The following is a 19,250-nucleotide window of genomic DNA, read 5'->3' as shown; positions in this document are numbered from 1 at the left end:
CTTGCGGGGCAGGGTGACGATCAGTCTATCGTGCGGGGTCGTCCGCGACGGGCGCGGCGCAGACGATCCACAGCGCGGGTGGGGTCGGAGAGCCTAGGAGGCGCGGGGCGGGTCGGCGTCGTACCGCTCGATCGCCCGACGGGCCCAGTCCGCCACGGCCGAGCGCGCCGACTCGGGCGCGACGACCTCGGGGCGACCCGGCAGCCCCGCCACGAGACGGCAGAGCGTGCCGAGACGGTTGACGCGCAGTCGGAGTCGGACGCGGTCGTTCTCGAGGGGCTCGGGTTCGTCGGGGCCGTAGTCCGCGAGGAGTGGTGCCGCGGCCGCGTCGAGATCGATCACCACGACGAGGTCGTCCGGAGACCCCTCGAAGAGCGTCTCGGGGAGGGCGACGTCGTCGGCCCGGTGAGCGATGGGCGTCGAGGTGAGCGCCGGTGCGGCGATGCGGTCGAGTCGGAACGTGCGGGGGGCCTCGCGCAGGTGGTCCCAGGCCCTGAGGTACCAGTCGGCGTCGACCGATTCGACCCGAAGCGGGTCGACCCGGCGGCGTTCGGCGACGCCGCGGGTGCCGCGGTAGTCGAACTCGAGCTGGACGCCGGCTTCGACCGCCCGTCCGACGAGCCCCAGGACCTCGTTTGTCTCGGACTGGTCGACGGCGACCTGGCTCGGTTCGCTGGACGCCCCTCGGGAGAGCTTGCTCATCAGGGTGGCGATGGCCGCGCGATCGGCGTTCTCGGGCAACGACGACAGGTACTGCAACCCCGCGATGAGCGCGGCCGCTTCACGAGCCGAGAACCGGGGCGAATCGTCGATGGCGACGAGGTTGGTCAGCACGATGACGTCGTTCTGTTCGAAGTCGTCCCAGGCGATGTCGAAGAGGTCGCCGTGCTGGTACTGGGTGGTCTCGCCGGGGATGCCCGAGACGGCGATCAGTTCGACCGCACGGCGGATCTCGGTCACGCTCACGCCGAAGTGCGCAGCGGCCTCGGCCACGCTGACGCGTTCGTGGTCCATGAGCCAGGGGACGAGCGAGAGCAGGAAGGCCAGCTTGTCGGCGGCGTGGAGGGCACCTCGGGATTCAGCCACGGACGCCTCCGTCGACGGTGTCCGTGTGGGCGGCGAGGACGTTCGCGAGGCGGTGCCGTACGAGGAGGCGCAGGCTCTCGGGCTCGTCGACCGTCACCTCGGGTCCGAAGGAGGCCAGCTCGTCGGCGAGCAGGTGTTCGTCCGTCCAGTGGACGGTGAGGGTGACCGGATCGACACGCGTGGTGCCGCGACGTTTGCCGAGTCGGGTCTCGGCGTCGGACATCGGTTCGACGCGGAGGGTCGCGGTGCGGTCGCGCCAGACCTGCTCGAGGTCGGCCAGCGCACGGTCGGCCGTGGCGTCGTCGGGGCGCGTGAACGGGGTGGACGTCAGCTGGACGGGACCGACCACCCTGGACAGCAGGAACGTCTTGAGCGTCCCCGTGCCGACCTCGACTGCGGACACCAGCCACCGACCGTGGTGCTGGACCAAGGCGGCCGGGGCGACCTCGCGCCGACGGGCGGACTCGTCGCCGGGCTTGAGGTAGTCGAACCGGATGACGACGCCGCGGTCGAGCGCGGTGCGCAGCGGCTCGAACGCCGCGTCGCGAGAACGGAGTCGAGGGGCGTACTCGAGCTCGGGGACGCTCGCTGCGCCGCCCAGTGACCGGAGCTTGAGGAGGGCCCGTCGGGACTCGTGCGAGAGGGACCCCTCGCGCCAGACCATCGCGGCCAGGGTGAGGAGAGCGGTCTCTTCGGAGGAGAACGAGATGTCTTCGGGCAGTTCGTACGCCCCGCGCGGGATGCGGTAGCGCAGGGCCTGGTTGTTGCCCGCCGCCGAGGGGTCGTCGATCGTCTCGAGAGGGACGCCGAGTTCACGGATGTCGTCCTTGTCCCGCTCGAACTGCCGCTCGAGAGCGGCGTTGTCGCCGGCACGTGAGTACTTCTGGCGGTAGCCCTGGACGGTCGACAGGATCTCGGTCTTGCTCAGCCCGGAATCCGTCGCGAGCAGGGCCAGCACGAGGCTGAACAGGCGCTCTTCGACGGGGACGCGGGGGGTGCGGGCAGCGGGCACGGCGACCGGCTCAGCAGGGCCGCGTCATCGGATCGCCCCGAGCACGTCGAAGACGTAGACGTAGGCGGATCCGCCGCTCTCGGCGGACGCGGGGAGCACGACCATGACCTGCGAGCCGACCTGCTGCCCCACCAGGGCCGAGCGGATGTCGTCGGGGATCTGCTCGTCGCCGAGGTCGACCGGCGTCGCCGATCCGCCGTTCGTCCAGGTCGAACCGGCGACGGTGGACGGCTGGCTCCAGGTGACGGCCGTGAACTGCACCACGGCCGTGTCGTCGGCGGTCAGCGTCGTGCCGTGGCCCTTGCGGACGAGGTGCACGACCTCGTCCGCCGGTGCGTCGCCCGCGGGGATGGTGATGCCCGGTGCGCCGTCGGGGGCGGTGACGACGGCCGGGAGGCCGTTCGCGCCGAGCTGGAGGGCGCCGTCGGCCTTCGCGAGGAACGCCCGCTTGACGTCGACCACGGCGACGTAGGCGGCGTCGGGGTCGTCGTTCGGGGTCGCCGCGGCACCGTTGATCGATGCGGAGAGGTCGCTCGCCTTGACGGCGACCGCCACGCGCGAACCCACCGTGGAGCACTCGAGCGCGTCGACGAGCGGGGCGAGGGTCTGGCCGCCGACGGTCAACGGGACGTTCGTCGACCCGTCGTAGCCGCTGTCCTCGAGTTCTTGCCCTGTGGAGCCGTCGAAGAGGGTGTAGTCGATGACGACCGGGGTGCCGTCGACGAGTCGCTGGCCGTCGCCCTGGATGAGCGTCGAGACCTCGGTCTTCTTCGTCACGATGGGGGTCGGCACGTCGACGTCGGGCTTCGCACCGAAGTCACCGGTCGCCGTGACGACCGAGGCGGCGTCGCCCGTGGGGGGGCAGCCGGTCGAGCCGGGGCCGGCCGTGGTCGAGCAGGCCGTCATCGAGGCGAGCAGGCCGACCGTCACGACGAGGGCGGGGATCTTGCGCACGGGGACTCATTTCGTGGAGGCGACCGGGGGTCGAGTGGAGCTGCCGGTCGGGTCGTTCGGATGCGGGGACAGCTTAGCGGGGGCGATCAGGGCCCCCGATGACGCTCAGGCCGGTGCGGAATCGGTCGACGTGCCGTCGGTGGTGCCGGCCTCGACGGCTCCGGTCGCCGCGATGGCGGCGTCGGCCGCCGACCGGGCCTGGCGGGCGGTCTTGCGCAGCTTCTTGTCGCTGGCCGACCGATCGCCGAGGGCCCCGGGGGTCCAGGCCTCGACGTCGGCGTCGCTGTAGTCGGACTTCGAGGGGCGCCGTTTGAGCTGCGGAAGCACCGCGCCGGGTGCGAGGCGGCGTGCGGTGAGGAGGAATCCCGTGTGCCCGATCATGCGGTGGTCGGGGCGCACGGCGAGGCCTTCGACGTGCCAGCCGCGGACGAGGGTCTCGGACGCGTCGGGTTCGGTGAAGGACCCCGAGGCGCGCAGGGCCTCGGCCGTCCGCGAGAGCTGGGTGGCCGTGGCGACGTAGCAGATCACCAGGCCGCCCGGCTTGAGCGCGTCGGCCGTGACCTCGACGTTCTCCCACGGAGCGAGCATGTCGAGGACCACCCGGTCGACCGTCCCGTCGGGCATCGCCGCCGGGAGTTCGTCGGCCAGGTCGCCGACCGTGACCGACCAGTTCTCGGGCTCGGCGCCGAAGAAGCTCGCGACGTTGCCCTCGGCCACGTCGGCGAACTCCTGACGGCGCTCGAAGGACGCCAGGCGTCCCTCGGGGCCGACGGCGCGCAGCAGCCAGAGCGACAGCGCACCCGAACCCACGCCCGCTTCGACGACGGTCGCGCCGGGGAAGATGTCGGCGAACGCCACGATCTGTGCGGCGTCCTTCGGGTAGACGATGGCCGCGCCCCGGGGCATGGACATCACGAAGTCGCTCAGCAGCGGACGGAGCGCGAGGTACTCGTCGCCGGTCGTGCTCGGGACGACCGACCCGTCGGGCAGGCCGACGACGTCGTCGTGCGCGATCATGCCGCGGTGCGTGTGGAACACGGCACCCGGGGTCAGCACGATGGTGTTCATCTTGCCCTTGGGGCCCGTGAGCTGGACCTTGTCGCCTTCGACGAAGGGGCCGGACTGGCGGCGGAACGCGGTCATGCGGGGGTGCTGCTTTCGATCGGGTCGCACCCCGAGGGGCGCAGGAGGCGCGGCGTGGGCACCGGGGTCAGGAATCGGAGGTCGCCTGGTCGCGGACGGCGCGCCCGGCTCGGTGCAGCTCGCGGAGGTCGCCGACCGTCGTGCCGACGAGCGTGTCGCGTCGGATGTACGGGCCGTCGTCGGCGAGCGGCGCGTGGTGCTCGACGCCGATCGCGACGGTGCCGGCGGCCACGGCCGAGGCGAGGCCGGGCGTGCTGTCCTCGATGGCGATGCAGTCGGCGGGGTCGACGCCCAGCAGTGCGGCGCCCCGGAGGTAGGCCTCGGGGTGCGGCTTGGCGTGCTCGACGTCGTCGCCGGCGACGATCGCGTCGAAGGCCTCGAACTCGATGGCGTCGACCATGAACTGGGCCATGCGGCGGATCGACATGGTGACCAGGGCGGTCGGGACTCCCTCGCGGCGGAGCTCGGCGAGGAGCTCCCTCGCGCCGGGACGCCAGGGGATCTCGACCGCGGCACGCTCGAGGACCGCGGTGGTCAGGCGGTCGATGATCTCGTCCTCGGACAGGTCGACGCCGTGGGACTGCAGGACGCGCGCGGACTGCCACAGGCCGCTGCCGATCATGGCGTCGCCGTCCTCGCGGCTCCAGGTGCCGCCGAACGACTCGACCAGTTCGACCTGGCAGAGGAACCAGTACGGCTCGGTGTCGACGAGGGTTCCGTCCATGTCCCACAGGACGGCGGCAGGCAGGGTTTCGGTCACGGCGGACGAGTCTACCGGGCGTGACCGGCGTGGCCTCCCGGCCCGCGCCTCCTGGTGGCGGTCACGGTCTATCGTGGAGGGTCAAGCGCCGGACGCCCTTCCGGCACGGTGAGGACTCAGGTTGACGAACACGTCGGATTTCGCTGCGGGACGCCTGCTGGTGGTGGCCTTCGAAGGCTGGAACGACGCCGGTGAGGCCGCCAGCGGCGTCGCGCGCAGCCTGGTCGAGACGCTCTCGCTCGAACCGGTGGCCGAGCTCGACGGCGAACGGTACATCGACTACCAGTTCAACCGTCCGCAGGTGGGGCTCGACGACGACGGGGTGCGGACCCTCGTGTGGCCCCGCATCCAGCTGCACGCGGCGGCCGACGCCGCGACGGTCCTCCCCCGCGACCCCGCGTCGCCGGCCACCGAGGTGCTCGTGCTGCTGGGTGCCGAACCGTCACGCAGCTGGCGGGGCTTCGCCGCCGAGATCGTCGACCTGATCGACGTGCACGACGTCACGGGCGTGGTGTTCCTCGGGGCCATGCTCGCCGACGTCCCCCACACGCGGCCCATCTCGGTCTTCGTCAGCAGCGAGAACGAGGCCGTCCGCGACGAGTACACCCTCGAGCGCAGCACCTACGAGGGGCCGGTGGGCATCTTGTCGGTCCTCGCCGACGCCGTCGAGGCCGCCGGCGTGCCGACCCTGTCGATCTGGGCCTCGGTGCCGCACTACGTCCACAACGCGCCGTCGCCCAAGGCGACGCTCGCACTCATCGAGAAGCTCGACGAGCTCTCGGGCGTGACGATCCCCCGAGGTGAGCTCGCCGCCGAGTCGACGGCCTGGGAGTCCGGCATCGACGCCCTCGCGGCCGACGACGAGGACATGGCCGGCTACATCGAACAGCTCGAGCAGGCCCGCGACACGGTGGACAGCCCCGAGGCGAGCGGGGAGGCCATCGCGCAGGAGTTCGAACGGTACCTGCGGCGGCGCGACGGCAAAGGCGGGGACGGCCGACCGGACGACCCGCGGTATCCCCCGGTCCCCTGAACCACCATGCCGTGACCCCGTGGGGCGGGGCACGGTGGCCTGGCCTCGACGACCTCGCTCAGGTGGCGGGCTCACCCGGGACGGCGACGCCGTTCTCGTAGGCGAACACCACGGCCGCCGTCCGGTCACGGAGGCCGAGCTTGCCGAGCACGTTGGAGACGTGCGTCTTGACCGTGGCCTCGCCGAGGAACAGACGACGGGCTATCTCGGCGTTCGAGGCACCGGAGGCGAGCCGGTCGAGGACCTCGCGTTCACGTTCGGTGAGGGTCGCCAGGGCCGGACTGGGGACGACGACCCGTGACGCGGCCGGGTCGCCCACGGCGCGTTCGACGACGGCACGGGTGAGCTGGGGCGAGAGCAGGGCGTCGCCGCGGTGCACGACGGCGATCGCCTCGATGAGGTCTTCTGGTGTGGCCGTCTTGAGCAGGAAGCCGCTCGCCCCCGCCTGGAGGGCCCGGAAGACGTAGTCGTCTCGGCCGAAGGTCGTGAGGACGAGGACCGCCGGCCCGGCATCAGGAGACTGCGCGAGGATGCGGCGCGTCGCCTCGAGCCCGTCGAGGACGGGCATCTCGATGTCCATCACGACGACGTCGGGGCGGAGTCGCCGGACGAGGTCGACGGCCTCAAGCCCGTCGCAGGCCTCGCCCACGACGCGGACGTCGGGCGCGGTGTCGAGGATGATGCGGAAACCCGTGCGGACGAGGTCCTGGTCGTCGACGAGCAGGACGGTGACGGGATCGGTCGTGTCGGTCATGATCTCCCGGAGGGGTCGGTGGCGACGTGGTCGCGGGGGCGGGCGTCGGCGCAGGCGCTCACGGGCAGGACGGCGTGCACCCGGTAGCCCCCGCGCGGTCGGGGGCCGAGCCGGAGCTCACCGCCGTGCAGGTCGACCCGTTCGCGCATGCCCCGTTGGCCCAGTCCGGCGCCGGACGCGGCCAGGCCCTGTGGCAGGCCTGCCCCGGGGTAGGGCGTGGGGCCGGGACGGCCGTCGTCGACGACCTCGACCTCGATGGTGCGGTCTCCGTAGCGGAGCTGCACCTCGGCGAGCGAGGCGTTGCCGTGCTTGAGGGTGTTGGTGAGCGCCTCTTGGGTGATGCGGTAGAGCGTGACCCCGATGCTCTCGGGGACGTCGTGGGCGTCGCCGTGAACCGAGAACCGGACCTCGAGACCGAGGGCGCGCGTGTCGGCCATGAGTTCCGGCAGGGCCCGAGGCCCGCGGGGGCGGACCCGGCCGCGCCGTCGCGCGACCGCAGCACGGACGGCTGGCGGGCGGGCTCGTCGAGGGTCGTGCGCGCCGTGCCCTCGCCGGCCGAGCGGGCCCCCCGGGCGATCTCGGGCCGGTCGAGGGTCCGCCGGGCCGCGCCCGCCTGGATGCCGATCACGGCGACGTGGTGGGCGACCACGTCGTGCAACTCGCGGGCGAGGCGCGTTCGCTCCTCGTTGATGGCCCGGTCGGCGACGAGTTCGTGTGCGGCCCGCAGCTCGACGCCCGTGCGCTCGAGCGCGTGCAGCCTGGTGGCCGACACGCGGGCCGCTCGGCCGAAGGCGATGGCCGTGACGAGGACGATGCCGTTCGACACGAGCGTGTAGGCGATCGAGGCGAGGGTCACGGGGTCGGGGGTCTCGGCGTCGGACACGTAGACCGAGCGCAGCCACACCCCGAGCCAGACGAACATGATCGCGGTCACGACGACGCTGACGACGAGCGCACGGGCGCGTCGGGCGGCCCAGGCGTTCGCGGTGAAGATGGCCACGAACTCGACGATCGACGGCGTCAGCGTGTCGGGATAGCCCCTCAGCTGGGCGGCCAAGAACACGGCCGACACCACGACGAGGACGGCCACGGGCCGCTGTCGACGGAAGGCGAGCGGCGCGCAGAGGCCCACGAGCCACAGCACGCTCTCGACGATCGACGGTGAAGCCGCCCCGTCGGTGTCCGCGACGATGACGGCACTGAGCCACAGCGTGGCGAGGCCGAGCACGGCGGTGAGGGCCGCGATCCAGAGATCGACGCGCGTGTCTCGTCTGGTCAGTGGTCGGCGGGCGTCGCTCGGTGTCGCGGCCGGGGCCGGAGCGGTGATCGACGGTTCCACGCCGACCATCGTAGGGCAGACGTTCGTGCTGATTGAGGAACACTCATGCGTATGCATGGAGAACGGGGTGGACGACCTGTTTCTCGAAGGTCGTCCCGGGTGGTGGGGCACGTGCGTGCTCCCGGATGGGCTCAGGCGCGCAGGTCGATGCCCAGCAGCGCCTGGACGGCGTCGACGTCGACCTCGGACGGGGCCGCTTCCCGGGCCACGACGGCGTCGACGGCGTCGAGGGCAGACGGCGTGTCGAGGTCGTCCGCGAGGGAGGAACGCAGGGCGACGACCAAGGGGGTGGGGGCCGTGACCGGCACCGCGCCTCCTTCGCTCGTGGCCGCCCAGGCGAGCCAGCGGCCGAGGCGCTGCTCGGCGGCGACGAGGTCGGCGTCGAACCACTCCCGGTCGGAGCGGTAGTGGTGCGCCAGGAGGGCGAGCCGGACGGCGCGCGGGTCGTGGCCCGCGGCGACGAGCTCGCTGACCTTCACGAGGTTGCCGAGCGACTTGCTCATCTTCTCGCCCTGGTACGCGACCATGCCGGTGTGCGTGTGGTGCACGGCATAGGGGCGGCCGGTGAGGGCCGTGCCGTGCGCCGTGCTCATCTCGTGGTGCGGGAACACCAGGTCGCTGCCGCCGCCGTTGACCGTGATCGGCACGTCGAGGTGCTGTTGGGCGATGACCGTGCACTCGATGTGCCAGCCCGGGCGGCCCGCCCCCAGCGTGGTCGGCCAGGACGGCTCGTCGTCGCGGGCCGCGCGCCAGAGCAGCGGATCGAGCGGGTCGCGCTTCCCGGGGCGGTCGGGGTCCCCACCGCGCTCGGCGAAGAACCGGGCCATCGTCTCGGCGTCGTACCGGCTCTCGAGGCCCAGGTGCCAGTCGGTGTCGCGCTCGGCGGCCCGGACGTCGAAGTACAGGTCGTCGCCGACACAGGAGGCGTCGGTTGGCACGGGGTACGCGAGGCCCCGGTCGAGGAGGTGCGCCACGGCGTCGGCGACGTCGGTCACCACCTCGGTCACGGCGACGTAGTGCGTCGGCGGCACGACGGCCAGGTGCTGCATGTCGCTGCGGAAGAGGTCGGTCTGGCCGTCGGCGAGTTCGCGCCAGTCGACGCCCGTGGCCGTCGCCCGCTCGAGCAGCGGGTCGTCGACGTCGGTCGTGTTCTGCGCGTAGACCACCTCGACCCCGGCGTCGCGCCAGACGCGCAGCAGGGTGTCGAAGGCCAGGTAGGTCGACGCGTGACCCAGGTGGGTGGCGTCGTAGGGAGTGATGCCGCACACGTACAGGCCGGCCCGCGAACCGTCGACCTCGGTCGGGTGCACCGTGCCGGTCGACGTGTCGTGGAGCGCAGGGAGGTCGCCGAGGCCGGGGAGGCGCGGGACGACGGGTTCGGCCCAGGACCTCATGCGGCCACCACGCCCGTGCCGAGCAGGACGAGCAGGACGACGCCGAGCACGATGCGGTAGGCCACGAACGGGGCGAAGCTGCGGCGCGAGATGTAGTTCATGAAGAACGCGATGACGACGAAGCCGACGACGAAGGCGACGACCGTGGCGGCCAGGGTCTCGCCCAGCGAATAGGGCCCGGGGTCGCTGAAGCTCTGGACGAGTTCGTAGAGACCGCTGCCGAACACGGCGGGCACGGCCAGCAGGAACGAGAACCGCGCGGCGGCGGGCCGCGTGTAGCCGAGGGCGAGCGCCGTGGTCGTGGTGGCACCCGACCGCGAGACGCCGGGGAAGAGCGCCAGCACCTGGGCGACGCCGACGGCGATGCCGTGGCCGTAACGCATGTCCTCGAAGCGCTCGGTCTTCTTGCCGAATCGGTCGGCCAGGCCGAGCAGCACGCCGAACACAATCAACACGATCGCCACGATCCAGAGCGAGCGGAACACCGTGCGGATGTACTCCTGCGCGAAGTACCCCACGAGCACGATCGGGACGGTGCCGATGATCACGAGCCAGCCCATGCGGACGTCGGGGTCGGTCCGAGGGATCTTGCCGGTCACGCCCGCGAACCAGCGCGAGACGATGCGGGTGATGTCGCGCCGGAAGTAGATGACGACGGCGAGTTCCGTGCCGAGCTGCGTGATGGCGGTGAAGGTGGCGCCCGGGGCGAACTCGGCCGCCGCTCCGGGATCGCTGAAGAACAGTCCGACGAGCCGCAGGTGGGCGCTCGACGAGACGGGGAGGAACTCCGTGAGGCCCTGGACGAGGCCGAGCAGGAGTGCCTGGAGGAGATGCTCCACGCGGGTGACCCTTCTGGTGCGGGGGTTGCTAGTACGTCGACAACAAGTCCCGCAGGACGCGACTGCCAAAGGATAGTGCGTCGAGCGGCACCCGTTCGTCGACGCCGTGGAACATGGCCGGGAAGTCCATGCCCTCGTCGAGCCGGAGCGGGGCGAAGCCGTAGCCGGCGATGCCGAGGAGGCTGAGGGCCTTGTTGTCGGTGCCGCCCGAGAGGAGGTACGGCAGGACGGGTGCCCCCGGGTCGTGGCGGTCGAGGGTGGCGGTGATCGCGTCGACCAGCGGGCCCGAGAACGGCGTCTCGAGCCCGATGTCGGTGTGCATCGTCTCGATCTCGACGTCGTCGCCGATCAGCGACTGGACCTCGGCCAGCACGGCCTGTTCTTGCCCCGGCATGCATCGGATGTCGACCAGGGCCTCGGCCGTGTCGGGCACGACGTTGTGCTTGTAGCCGGCCGTCAGCATCGTGGGGTTGGTCGTCGTTCGCAGCGACCCGCGGATGAAGCCCTTGGCGGTGCCGGTGCGCAGGACCAGTTCGTCGGGGGCGACCTCGTGCACGTCGACGTCGAGGATGCGTGCCACCTCGCCCAGGAGAGCGGTCGTCGTGTCCGTCAACACGATCGGCCACTGCTGGCGGCCGAGGACGGCCACGGCCTCGGCCAGGCGCGTCACGGCGTTGGCCTCGATCATCTGGGAGCCGTGGCCGGCGGTGCCCCGGGCCGTGAGCTTGACCCAGATCAGGGCCTTCTCGCCCGTCTGCAGCAGGTACGAACGGCGTCCGTCGATGAAGGTCGAGTAGCCGCCGACCTCGCTGATCGCCTCGGTGGCGCCGTCGAACAACCCGGGGTGCTCCTTGACGAGGAAGTGCGAGCCGAGGACTCCCCCGGCCTCCTCGTCGGCGAGGAACCCCAGCACCAGGTCGCGGGCCGGTCGTCCGCCCGCCCGCAGGATGTCGCCCCCGGCCGTCAACATCATGGCGTCCATGTTCTTCATGTCGACGGCCCCGCGCCCCCAGAGCATGCCGTCCTGGACGACCCCGCCGAACGGATCGACCGACCAGTTCGCCGGGTCGGCCGGCACGACGTCGAGGTGGCCGTGCACCACCAGGCCGGGCTTCGCCGGCTCGGCTCCCTCGACCCGGGCGACCACGCTGACCCGGCCGGGTTCGGATTCGAACAGCTGCGGCTCGAGGCCGAGCTCGCGGAGGGCCGCCTCGACGTATTCGGCCGCGTCGGCTTCTCCGTTCGACCCCCCACCGCCGTAGTTCGACGTGTCGAACCGGATGGGGTCGCGGGCGATGCGGGCCGTCTCGTCGAGTTCGGACTCGGTCGGGCCGGTGCTCGTGGGGGTCGTCGTCATGCGTCCCACGCTACCTGCCGTGCCCCTCGCACCGACGGACGTGGCGGTGGGCACGAGGGCCCCCCGAGCCGTGCTAATCTTTCGTGTCGGCTTCGGTCGGCACCATCCAGTCCGGGTGGCGGAAATGGCAGACGCGCTAGCTTGAGGTGCTAGTGCCCGTATAGGGCGTGGGGGTTCAAGTCCCCCCTCGGACACTCGAGACATCCTCTTCGAAAGATGTTTCACCAGGTCTGTGTTGAGACAGATGCTTGTTCGCAAGCGACGGAAGGCCCGAACACCCCAGGTGTCCGGGCCTTCCTTGGTTTCCGGCCTCGCACCCTCCGGGAGCGTGTGCGTAGGGTCGTGACATGTCGCTTACGATGGCCGCCACGCGTGTCCTGCTGCGCTTCCGTACCCGCTCGACCGAGACCGAGGACTCCCTCGTCCGCTCCATCGCCCGTCAGGGCTCCGCGGCCCCGGTCTCGCGGGCGGTGCGCCGGGTCGCGACCGTCGAGGAGGCGCGGGTCGGCGAGGTCCGCGTCGTCACCCTCCGGCCGCGTCGGGCCCCGAGCGGCGGCCACGTCGTCTACCTCCACGGTGGCGCCTACGTCCACCCCGTCCTGACCATGCACTGGAATCTCCTCGCCCGACTCGTCCGCGCCTCCGGGGCCGTCGTGACGGTGCCGCTCTACGGGCTCGCCCCGGCCCACGACGTGGACGAGGCGCTGCCGCTGCTGGACGCCGTCCTCGAGGACGTGCGCCGCGCCTCCCCGTCCCGGGTCGTCGTGGCCGGTGACTCGGCGGGCGGGGCGCTCGCCCTCGTCGCGGCGATGCGGGAACGCGACGCCGGTCGGCCCGTGCCGGACGCCCTCGTGCTCTTCTCGCCGTGGGTGGACGCCCTGCTCGACTCCCCCGCGGTCCACGAGGTCGCACCGCTCGACCCCATGCTGGGGCGCGACGGCCTCGTCGCCGCGGGGCGGTGGTGGGCCGGTGACCGCGACCCGGCCTCGCCCGAGGTCAGCCCGGTGCGGGGTGATCTCTCGGGTCTGCCGCCCGTGTCCGCCTACGCCGGCGACCGCGACCTGCTCACGCCCGACGTGAAGCGGCTGGTCCGCGGCGTGACCGCTGCGGCTGGACGCGCCGAGCTGCGGCTGTACCGCGGGGCGCTCCCCGTCCTCGGCGGCGCGCCCTGGACCCCGGGGGCGCGGCGTGCGCGCCGTCACGCCGCCTCGGTCGTCCGCGGCGACGCGTCGATCGGGGGTCGGGCCGCGCCGCCCCGCGCGTAAGGCCGCGGGCGGCGCGGCCGCCGGTGCCCCGCCCCACGACGAGAGGGATCACACATGGAGTACGCACGACTGGGCACGAGCGGTCTGACCGTCTCGGCGGTGACCCTCGGCTGCATGAGCTACGGCGTGCCCGACCGAGGCACGCACGAGTGGAGCCTGCCCGAGGACGAGAGCCGCCCGTTCATTGCTCGAGCGCTCGAGCTCGGCATCACGACCTTCGACACCGCCGACGTCTACTCGGACGGCACCAGCGAGGAGATCGTCGGCCGGGCGCTGCGCGACTTCGCCACCCGCGAGGAGGGCGTGCTGGCGACCAAGGTGCACGGCCGCATGCGTCCCGGCCCGAACGGCGCCGGGCTCGGCCGTGGCCACGTGATGAGCGCGATTGACGACAGCCTGCGCCGACTCGGCACCGACTACGTCGACCTGTACCAGATCCACCGCTTCGACCCCGAGGTGCCGGTGGAGGAGACGATGGAGGCGCTGCACGACGTCGTCAAGGCCGGGAAGGCCCGCTACATCGGTGCCTCGAGCATGTGGGCATGGCAGTTCGCCACGATGCAGCACGCGGCCGACCTCGGCGGCTGGACGCGCTTCGTCTCGATGCAGGACCAGTACAGCCTGATCCAGCGAGAGGAAGAACGTGAGATGCACCCCTACTGCCTCGACCAGGGCGTGGGCGTGCTGCCCTGGTCGCCCCTGGCCCGCGGGAAGCTGACCCGCGACTGGGACGCCACCACGGCCCGGACCGAGACCGACCGCTTCGGTCAGACGCTCTACAAGCAACGCGAGGACGGCGACCGGGCCGTCGCGCAGGCCGTCGCCGACGTCGCGGAGGCGCGGGGCGTCTCGCGCGCGCAGGTCGCGTTGGCCTGGGTGCGGCAGCAGGACGCGGTCACGTCGCCCATCGTCGGCGCCACGAAGATGCAGCACCTCGACGACGCCGTGGCCTCGGTCGACCTGTGGCTCACCGACGACGAGCTGGACGCGCTCGAGTCGCCCTACGTGACGCGCGAGAACGAGGGGTTCTGACGGGATCGCTCCGCCCGGTCGACCGTGGCGGCGCCGGTCTAGGGTGAGCGGCACGGACGGCGAGGACGCCGGCCGACCTCGACGAAAGGCAGCACCCATGGGCAGCGACGTCAACAACCACGAGCACGACCGGTCGAGCACGGGCGGACCCACCTCCGGTGAGGACGGCTCGTACGTGGACGACGACCTCGAGGGCGGTGCCCGCACCCGCGGGCCGCACGACGGCGAGGCCGACGGCACCTACACCGAGGAGGCCGGCACGAGCGAGGGAGACGGCTCGTACGTCGACGCCCAGGTGCCGGACGAGCCCGCGGCGGACGGCGGACCCCACGACGGCGAGCCCGACGGGTCGTTCACGCAGAGCGACGTCGACGGCGGCCGCTGACCCCACCGTCCACCGGCGCCCGGCCCGGCCCCCCGCGGGTGCCGGGCCGTTCGGCGCGTGGCGTCCCGTCGACCGGCCCCGGGGGTACGGTCGTCTGAGGGAGGAACACATACATGACCAAGCGAATCGTAATTCTCGGCGGCGGTTCCGCCGGGCTCACCACTGCACTCGAACTGCAGAAGCGACACCCACCCCAGGCGGCGAGCATCACCCTCGTCGACCAGGCCCCGTACTTCACCTACCAGCCGTTCTTGCCCGAGGTCGCCGGTGGCCACATCGCCGCGCGCGACGTCACCGTGCCGCTGCGCAAGACGCTCAAGCGCACGAAGGTCGTCGAGGCGTCCGTCACCGGGCTCGACAGCGAGGCCAAGAAGGTCACCGTCACCAGTGCGGACGGCGAGTCGAGCGACATCGCCTACGACCAGCTGGTCGTCGCCCTCGGTGCGGTCACCCGCACCTTCCCGACCCCGGGACTCGCCGAGAACGGCGTCGGCTTCAAGAGCGTCGAAGAGGCGCAGTACGTGCGTGACCGCATCCTCGGCAACATCGCCGAGGCGGCCAGCGTCAAGGACCCCGCCGTCCGTCGCAAGCTCCTGACCGTCGTCTTCGTCGGTGGCGGCTACACCGGCGTCGAGGCCCTCGCCGAGCTGTCCGACGCCGCGAACTCGGCCGTCGACACGTTCCCGAACCTGTCGCGCGACGAACTGCGCTTCGTGCTGGTCGAGGCCCTCGACCGCGTCGCCCCCGAGGTCGGCCCCGAGCTCTCGAAGTGGACCCTCGGCCAGCTGCGCGGTCGCGGCATCGACATCCGCCTCAAGACGACGATGCCCTCGTGCATCGACGGCGACGTCGTGCTGAGCGATGGCGAGACCATCCCCGCGGGCACGATCGTCTGGACGGCCGGCGTCAAGCCGAACCCGGTCCTGGGCGACATGGGTCTGCCCCTCGGCCCCAAGGGGCACGTCAACGTCAGCGCGACGCTGCAGGTCCAGACCGAGGACGGCCAGAAGCTCGACGGCGTCTGGGCCCTCGGCGACGGCGCGCAGGTTCCCGACCTCCTGGCCGAGAAGCAGCCCGCGTACTACCCGCCGAACGCGCAGAACGCCGTGCGCCAGGCGGTCACCGTGGCCGACAACGTCATCGCCACCCTCTCGGGCGAGCCCGTCAAGGAGTACCGCCACGAGTCGCTCGGCACCGTGGCGAGCTACGGCATCGGCAAGGGCGCGGCGAGCATGTTCGGCCTGCAGCTCAAGAACGTGCCGGCCTGGATGGCCCACCGCGGCTACCACCTGTACGCGATGCCGACGCTCAACCGCAAGTTCCGCATCCTGTCCGGCTGGGTGACGAACTTCGTCGGCGGCCGCGACACGACTCCGCTGGTCGGCCTCGGCGACCCGCGCGCGGGCTTCCTCAAGGTCACCCCGAAGGTCGACGCGAAGAAGTAGACGCGACCGACCGTGTGAAGGAGGCGCGTCCCGGGTGACCGGGGCGCGCCTCCTTCGTCGTCGGTCCGGTCGGGTGCCCCGGGTCCGTCTCAGGCGGTGGTGAGGCGCCGCACGGCCTCGCGCACGATCTCGCGCTGCAGGGCGGGGTCGAGGACCACACCGGGGTGCGCCTCGCCGAGACCGGGCAGGTTCTGCCAGGCGCGGGCGAGTGACATGACGAGGGCGAAGATGTCGTCGCTGCTCCAGGACACCGTCACGGCCGGGTCGTCGCGCAGGCGGTCGAGCTGCGACAGGGCGGCGTCCTGGACAGCGCGCAGGGTGGGGACCGAGGCCTCCCAGTCGTGCTCGCCCTCGAGTCGGGCCCAGGCGATCAGCCGGCTGTGGTCGGGGTGGGCCTGCATGTGGTCGAAGACGGCGAGGGCGAACTCCTCGATGCTCACGGCGGGGCGCGAGGCCGCGTCACCCATCGTCTCGAAGGTGCCGTTCAGGACGGTCGTGAAGAGCGACCGCTTGTCGCCGAAGTTCGCGTAGAGGCGCTCCTTGCTGCAGCCGGCCTCGGCCGCGATGCGGTCCACACGCGACCCGGCCAGCCCGTGTCGCGAGAACTCCGCGGTGGCGGCCTCGAGGATGGCTCGACGGGTCTCGGCGGCATCGGTTCGCATCGGATCACCGTAGCCGACCCACGGACCAACCAACTAGTAGGTAGGGTGATCTGTCGTCCCCTCAGAGAAACAGGTACCGCAGTGACCACCGTCGCCCCCGCTCCCACCGAGACGCGCTCGTCGCGCCGCTGGTGGGTGCTCGTCATCGTCGCCCTCGCGCAACTCGTCGTCGTCCTCGACGGCACCATCGTCAACATCGCCCTGCCCGACGCCCAGGCCGACCTCGGCCTCAGCGACGAGAACCGTCAGTGGGTCGTCACGGCCTACGCGCTCGCCTTCGGCGCCCTGCTGCTGCTCGGCGGTCGCATCGCCGACTTCTGGGGCCGCAAGCGCACCTTCATCGTCGGCATGGTCGGCTTCGGGGCCGCCTCGGCGTTCGGCGGCCTCGTGCAAACCGGGGGCGAGCTGATCCTCGCCCGCGGGCTCCAGGGCGTGTTCGCCGCCTTGCTCGCCCCCGCGGCCCTCGCCGTGCTCACCACGACCTTCGCGTCGGGCCGTGACCGGAACACCGCCTTCGCCGTCTTCGGCGCCATCTCGGGCGCGGGTGCCGCTGTCGGACTCGTGCTCGGCGGGGTGCTGACCGAGTTCGTCAGCTGGCGCTGGTGCCTGCTCGTCAACGTGCCCATCGTGCTCGTCGCCATCGGCGCCGCCGCCTTCGTGGGGAGCGTGAGCCGGGCCGGGGGGCGCAACCGCCTCGACGTCGTCGGGACGATCGTCGTCGCCGCCGGCCTCGCGAGCCTCGTCTACGGCTTCACCCGGGCCGAGGACGGCTGGGGGTCGGCCCTCGTCATCGGGTTCATCGCCCTGGGGGCCGGCCTGCTCGCCCTCTTCGTCGTCGTCGAGCGGCGGAGCGACCACCCGCTGCTGCCGATGCGTGTCCTCGCCGACCGCGTCCGGGGCGGGGCCTTCCTGGTGCAGTTGATCGTCGGGAGCGTCATGATCGGCGCCCTGCTCTACCTGACCTTCCACCTGCAGATCGTGCTCGGCTTCGGTCCGCTCGAGGCGGGGCTCGCCAGCCTGCCGATGACGCTCGTCATCATGGTCTGCGCTCCCCTGCTGACCAAGCTGCTGCCGGTCGTCGGCCCTCGCCCGATGATGATCGTCGGGCCGCTCGTCGCCGGGGCGGGGCTGCTCTGGCTCGCCACGCAGATCACGGCCGACGGCTCGTACGCGGTGCGGGTGCTGCCCGCCCTGCTCGTCATGGGCGTCGGCCTCGCCGGGGTCTTCGTGCCCATGCAGAACCTGGCGCTCAGCCGGGTCGCGCCGCACGACGCCGGTGCCGCCAGCGCGACCTCGAACGCCATGATGCAGATCGGAGGATCGATCGGTCTCGCCGTGTTCACGAACCTCTACGCCGGGGCCGTCGCGTCCTCGACATCGACGGTGGGCGGGCCGCTCGGTGCGCTGGTGGACGGCTACTCGGTGGCGTTCCTGGCCGCCGCGATCGCCATGCTGCTCGCGGCGCCGATCTCGTTCTTCCTGATCCGCGGCCGCAAGGAGGACCTGCTGCCCACCGAGGCGCCCGTGCACCTCGGCTGATCAGGCGGGGGTCGGCGTGGCGGCGGGGGGCCGGGGCAGACGCACCGCCGCCCCGGCGGCCACCGCCAGCACGACGGCCGCCACGCCGAACGCCGCGGGGTACGAGGCCGGGTCGACCAGCAGCCGGGCGACGAGCGGCCGGGCGATCGCCCCGACGTCGGAGCACAGCGAGAAGACCGCGCCCGGACGACCGCCCCGGGCGCCCGCGGCATCGCCCACCAGCGCCGCCGGCGCGGTGCCCATGAACGCCGTCGCCACGCCGTAGACGCAGAGCAGGGCGCCGAGGGTCCAGACGTCCGGAGCGAGGGACACCGCGAACAGGGTCACGGCGGCCACCGCGAACGCACCGATCACGGCCGGTCGACGGCCGACCGTGTCGACGAAGCGCGCGGCCGGTGCCAGCGCGATGGTCTGGGCCACCGCCGACGCGGCGAAGAGCAGGCCCGTCCACGCCGTCGGTCCGCGCAGGACCTCGACCACGAGGACGGGGACGAGGGCGCTGCGCACCCCCAGTGAGGACCAACCCTGCGCGAAGTTGGCGACGCACGCGGTCCGGAACCGCACGTCTCGTAGCACGACCCCGAGGGGCACCGGAGGCGCGGTGACGGTCGTCGAGGAGTGCTGCGGTGCCCGGCGCAACAGCACGACGCCCACCAGGCCGGCCACGGCGAGCGTGCCCGCATAGAAGAAGAACGGCGCCGTCAAGGAGATCGGGGCGAGGAGTCCGCCGAGTGCCGGACCCGCCATGCCGCCGACGAGGAACCCGCCCTGGTAGAAGCCGACGGCCCGGGCCCGGAGCGACGGGTCGGTCGCGCCGAGCAGCAGCGTCATCGCCGCGATGCTGAACATGGCCGAGCCGATGCCGCCCGCACCCCGGAGCAGCAGCAGCTGCGGGTAGGTCTGGGCGAGCCCGGCGAGCCCGCTCGAGAGCGCCACGATGCCGATACCCACTGAGAGCACGACCCGCTCGCCCATCAGGTCGATGAGTCGTCCCACGAACGGGCTCGCCACGAGGCGCATGAGGGCGAAGGCCGAGAGGACGGCGCCCACCAGGGCGTGGTCGACGCCGAAGCTGCGGGCGTAGACCGGCAGGACGGGGACGACCACGCCGAAGCCGACCATGACGAAAAAGGCGATCACGCCGAGGACGTAGACGTCGCGGGTGAGACGGGGGCGGTCGACGTCGGCGACGCGGGGGCGGAACGGGAGCACCGACACAGGCTACGGGGCGTGGAGTGTGACGTCGTGTGT

At 72.1% G+C, this 19,250-nt stretch carries 18 protein-coding genes, 1 tRNA gene and 1 pseudogene; 7 read left to right on the top strand and 13 right to left on the bottom strand.

Annotated elements, in window-relative coordinates; all coding sequences use genetic code 11:
* Positions 1–93: 93 nt before the first annotated feature.
* From AEQ27_RS08000 to AEQ27_RS07980, 5 genes are all read right to left on the bottom strand, one after another.
* Entirely contained in the window at positions 94–1,086 is a 993-nt protein-coding gene (locus AEQ27_RS08000) for a YafY family protein (protein ID WP_054146144.1), read from the bottom strand.
* Positions 1,079–2,098 (bottom strand): YafY family protein, encoded by a 1,020-nt coding sequence (locus tag AEQ27_RS07995; RefSeq protein WP_054146143.1) that lies wholly within the window; start codon positions 2,096–2,098, stop codon positions 1,079–1,081. Before AEQ27_RS07995 ends, AEQ27_RS08000 begins: the two co-directional genes overlap by 8 nt.
* Before the next feature lie 24 nt (positions 2,099–2,122).
* The gene (locus tag AEQ27_RS07990; protein ID WP_054146142.1) at positions 2,123–3,052 is read right to left on the bottom strand and encodes a hypothetical protein; all 930 of its coding nucleotides are present in this window, start codon (positions 3,050–3,052) and stop codon (positions 2,123–2,125) included.
* 105 nt (positions 3,053–3,157) lie between these two features.
* Entirely contained in the window at positions 3,158–4,195 is a 1,038-nt protein-coding gene (locus AEQ27_RS07985) for a tRNA (adenine-N1)-methyltransferase (RefSeq protein WP_054146141.1), read from the bottom strand.
* Between the two features lie 67 nt (positions 4,196–4,262).
* Positions 4,263–4,955, bottom strand: a complete 693-nt coding sequence (locus AEQ27_RS07980; protein WP_235451018.1) for an HAD family phosphatase — start codon at positions 4,953–4,955, stop codon at positions 4,263–4,265.
* Between the two features lie 121 nt (positions 4,956–5,076).
* Between AEQ27_RS07980 and AEQ27_RS07975 the strand changes: the two genes are divergently transcribed.
* A complete protein-coding gene (locus AEQ27_RS07975; RefSeq protein ID WP_054146139.1) occupies positions 5,077–5,988 on the top strand; it encodes a proteasome assembly chaperone family protein in 912 nt (303 codons plus the stop codon).
* Positions 5,989–6,046: 58 nt separating this feature from the next.
* Here the strand turns inward: AEQ27_RS07975 and AEQ27_RS07970 are convergent, their stop codons facing one another.
* From AEQ27_RS07970 to AEQ27_RS07950, 6 genes and pseudogenes are all read right to left on the bottom strand, one after another.
* On the bottom strand, positions 6,047–6,742 hold the full coding sequence (locus tag AEQ27_RS07970; RefSeq protein ID WP_054146138.1) for a response regulator transcription factor: 696 nt from the start codon (positions 6,740–6,742) through the stop codon (positions 6,047–6,049).
* Positions 6,739–7,179, bottom strand: coding sequence for an ATP-binding protein (locus AEQ27_RS18735; protein ID WP_152970231.1), 441 nt, complete (start codon positions 7,177–7,179; stop codon positions 6,739–6,741). The genes AEQ27_RS07970 and AEQ27_RS18735 overlap by 4 nt, the downstream gene beginning before the upstream one ends.
* A 95-nt stretch (positions 7,180–7,274) precedes the next feature.
* Positions 7,275–7,664: pseudogene (locus tag AEQ27_RS18730) on the bottom strand (histidine kinase); the annotation flags it as partial.
* Between the two features lie 548 nt (positions 7,665–8,212).
* Positions 8,213–9,475 carry a cysteine--1-D-myo-inosityl 2-amino-2-deoxy-alpha-D-glucopyranoside ligase gene (mshC, locus tag AEQ27_RS07960; protein WP_054146136.1) on the bottom strand — a complete coding sequence of 421 codons (1,263 nt, stop codon included), beginning with the start codon at positions 9,473–9,475 and terminating at the stop codon, positions 8,213–8,215.
* The gene (locus tag AEQ27_RS07955; protein WP_054146135.1) at positions 9,472–10,314 is read right to left on the bottom strand and encodes an undecaprenyl-diphosphate phosphatase; all 843 of its coding nucleotides are present in this window, start codon (positions 10,312–10,314) and stop codon (positions 9,472–9,474) included. The genes mshC and AEQ27_RS07955 overlap by 4 nt, the downstream gene beginning before the upstream one ends.
* A 28-nt stretch (positions 10,315–10,342) precedes the next feature.
* Positions 10,343–11,671, bottom strand: coding sequence for a M20/M25/M40 family metallo-hydrolase (locus AEQ27_RS07950; protein WP_054146134.1), 1,329 nt, complete (start codon positions 11,669–11,671; stop codon positions 10,343–10,345).
* Between the two features lie 109 nt (positions 11,672–11,780).
* Here AEQ27_RS07950 and AEQ27_RS07945 point away from each other — a divergent pair.
* The 5 genes from AEQ27_RS07945 (at position 11,781) to AEQ27_RS07925 (ending at position 15,798) form a co-directional block, all read left to right on the top strand.
* Positions 11,781–11,865 (top strand) — tRNA-Leu (locus AEQ27_RS07945).
* 153 nt (positions 11,866–12,018) lie between these two features.
* Complete coding sequence (locus AEQ27_RS07940) at positions 12,019–12,936, top strand: alpha/beta hydrolase fold domain-containing protein (protein WP_082383339.1); 918 nt, start codon at positions 12,019–12,021, stop codon at positions 12,934–12,936.
* A 54-nt stretch (positions 12,937–12,990) separates the two neighbouring features.
* Entirely contained in the window at positions 12,991–13,968 is a 978-nt protein-coding gene (locus AEQ27_RS07935) for an aldo/keto reductase (protein ID WP_054146132.1), read from the top strand.
* Between the two features lie 97 nt (positions 13,969–14,065).
* Complete coding sequence (locus AEQ27_RS07930; RefSeq protein WP_054146131.1) at positions 14,066–14,353, top strand: hypothetical protein; 288 nt, start codon at positions 14,066–14,068, stop codon at positions 14,351–14,353.
* Positions 14,354–14,466: 113 nt separating this feature from the next.
* Positions 14,467–15,798 carry an NAD(P)/FAD-dependent oxidoreductase gene (locus AEQ27_RS07925; RefSeq protein ID WP_054146130.1) on the top strand — a complete coding sequence of 444 codons (1,332 nt, stop codon included), beginning with the start codon at positions 14,467–14,469 and terminating at the stop codon, positions 15,796–15,798.
* 89 nt (positions 15,799–15,887) lie between these two features.
* Here AEQ27_RS07925 and AEQ27_RS07920 read toward each other — a convergent pair whose 3' ends face one another.
* Positions 15,888–16,460 (bottom strand): TetR family transcriptional regulator, encoded by a 573-nt coding sequence (locus AEQ27_RS07920; RefSeq protein ID WP_054146129.1) that lies wholly within the window; start codon positions 16,458–16,460, stop codon positions 15,888–15,890.
* Between the two features lie 81 nt (positions 16,461–16,541).
* On the opposite strand from AEQ27_RS07920, the gene AEQ27_RS07915 reads away from it, so the two are divergent.
* The gene (locus tag AEQ27_RS07915; RefSeq protein WP_054146128.1) at positions 16,542–17,999 is read left to right on the top strand and encodes an MFS transporter; all 1,458 of its coding nucleotides are present in this window, start codon (positions 16,542–16,544) and stop codon (positions 17,997–17,999) included.
* Here the strand turns inward: AEQ27_RS07915 and AEQ27_RS07910 are convergent, their stop codons facing one another.
* On the bottom strand, positions 18,000–19,211 hold the full coding sequence (locus AEQ27_RS07910) for an MFS transporter (protein WP_235451017.1): 1,212 nt from the start codon (positions 19,209–19,211) through the stop codon (positions 18,000–18,002).
* Between the last annotated feature and the right edge of the window lie 39 nt (positions 19,212–19,250).

The sequence above is a fragment of the Frigoribacterium sp. RIT-PI-h genome (assembly GCF_001297205.1).
GTDB lineage: Bacteria > Actinomycetota > Actinomycetes > Actinomycetales > Microbacteriaceae > Frigoribacterium.
Note: the sequence above shows the minus strand (reverse complement) of the source record. Positions and strands in the feature narration are given on the sequence as shown.

Coding starts and splice junctions, on each gene's coding strand:
- AEQ27_RS07985 (WP_054146141.1), bottom strand. CDS start 4,195: ATGACCGCGTTCCGCCGCCAGTCCGGCCCCTTCGTCGAAGGCGACAAG.
- AEQ27_RS07970 (WP_054146138.1), bottom strand. CDS start 6,742: ATGACCGACACGACCGATCCCGTCACCGTCCTGCTCGTCGACGACCAG.
- AEQ27_RS18735 (WP_152970231.1), bottom strand. CDS start 7,179: ATGGCCGACACGCGCGCCCTCGGTCTCGAGGTCCGGTTCTCGGTTCAC.
- mshC (WP_054146136.1), bottom strand. CDS start 9,475: ATGAGGTCCTGGGCCGAACCCGTCGTCCCGCGCCTCCCCGGCCTCGGC.
- AEQ27_RS07950 (WP_054146134.1), bottom strand. CDS start 11,671: ATGACGACGACCCCCACGAGCACCGGCCCGACCGAGTCCGAACTCGAC.
- AEQ27_RS07940 (WP_082383339.1), top strand. CDS start 12,019: ATGTCGCTTACGATGGCCGCCACGCGTGTCCTGCTGCGCTTCCGTACC.
- AEQ27_RS07935 (WP_054146132.1), top strand. CDS start 12,991: ATGGAGTACGCACGACTGGGCACGAGCGGTCTGACCGTCTCGGCGGTG.
- AEQ27_RS07930 (WP_054146131.1), top strand. CDS start 14,066: ATGGGCAGCGACGTCAACAACCACGAGCACGACCGGTCGAGCACGGGC.
- AEQ27_RS07925 (WP_054146130.1), top strand. CDS start 14,467: ATGACCAAGCGAATCGTAATTCTCGGCGGCGGTTCCGCCGGGCTCACC.
- AEQ27_RS07920 (WP_054146129.1), bottom strand. CDS start 16,460: ATGCGAACCGATGCCGCCGAGACCCGTCGAGCCATCCTCGAGGCCGCC.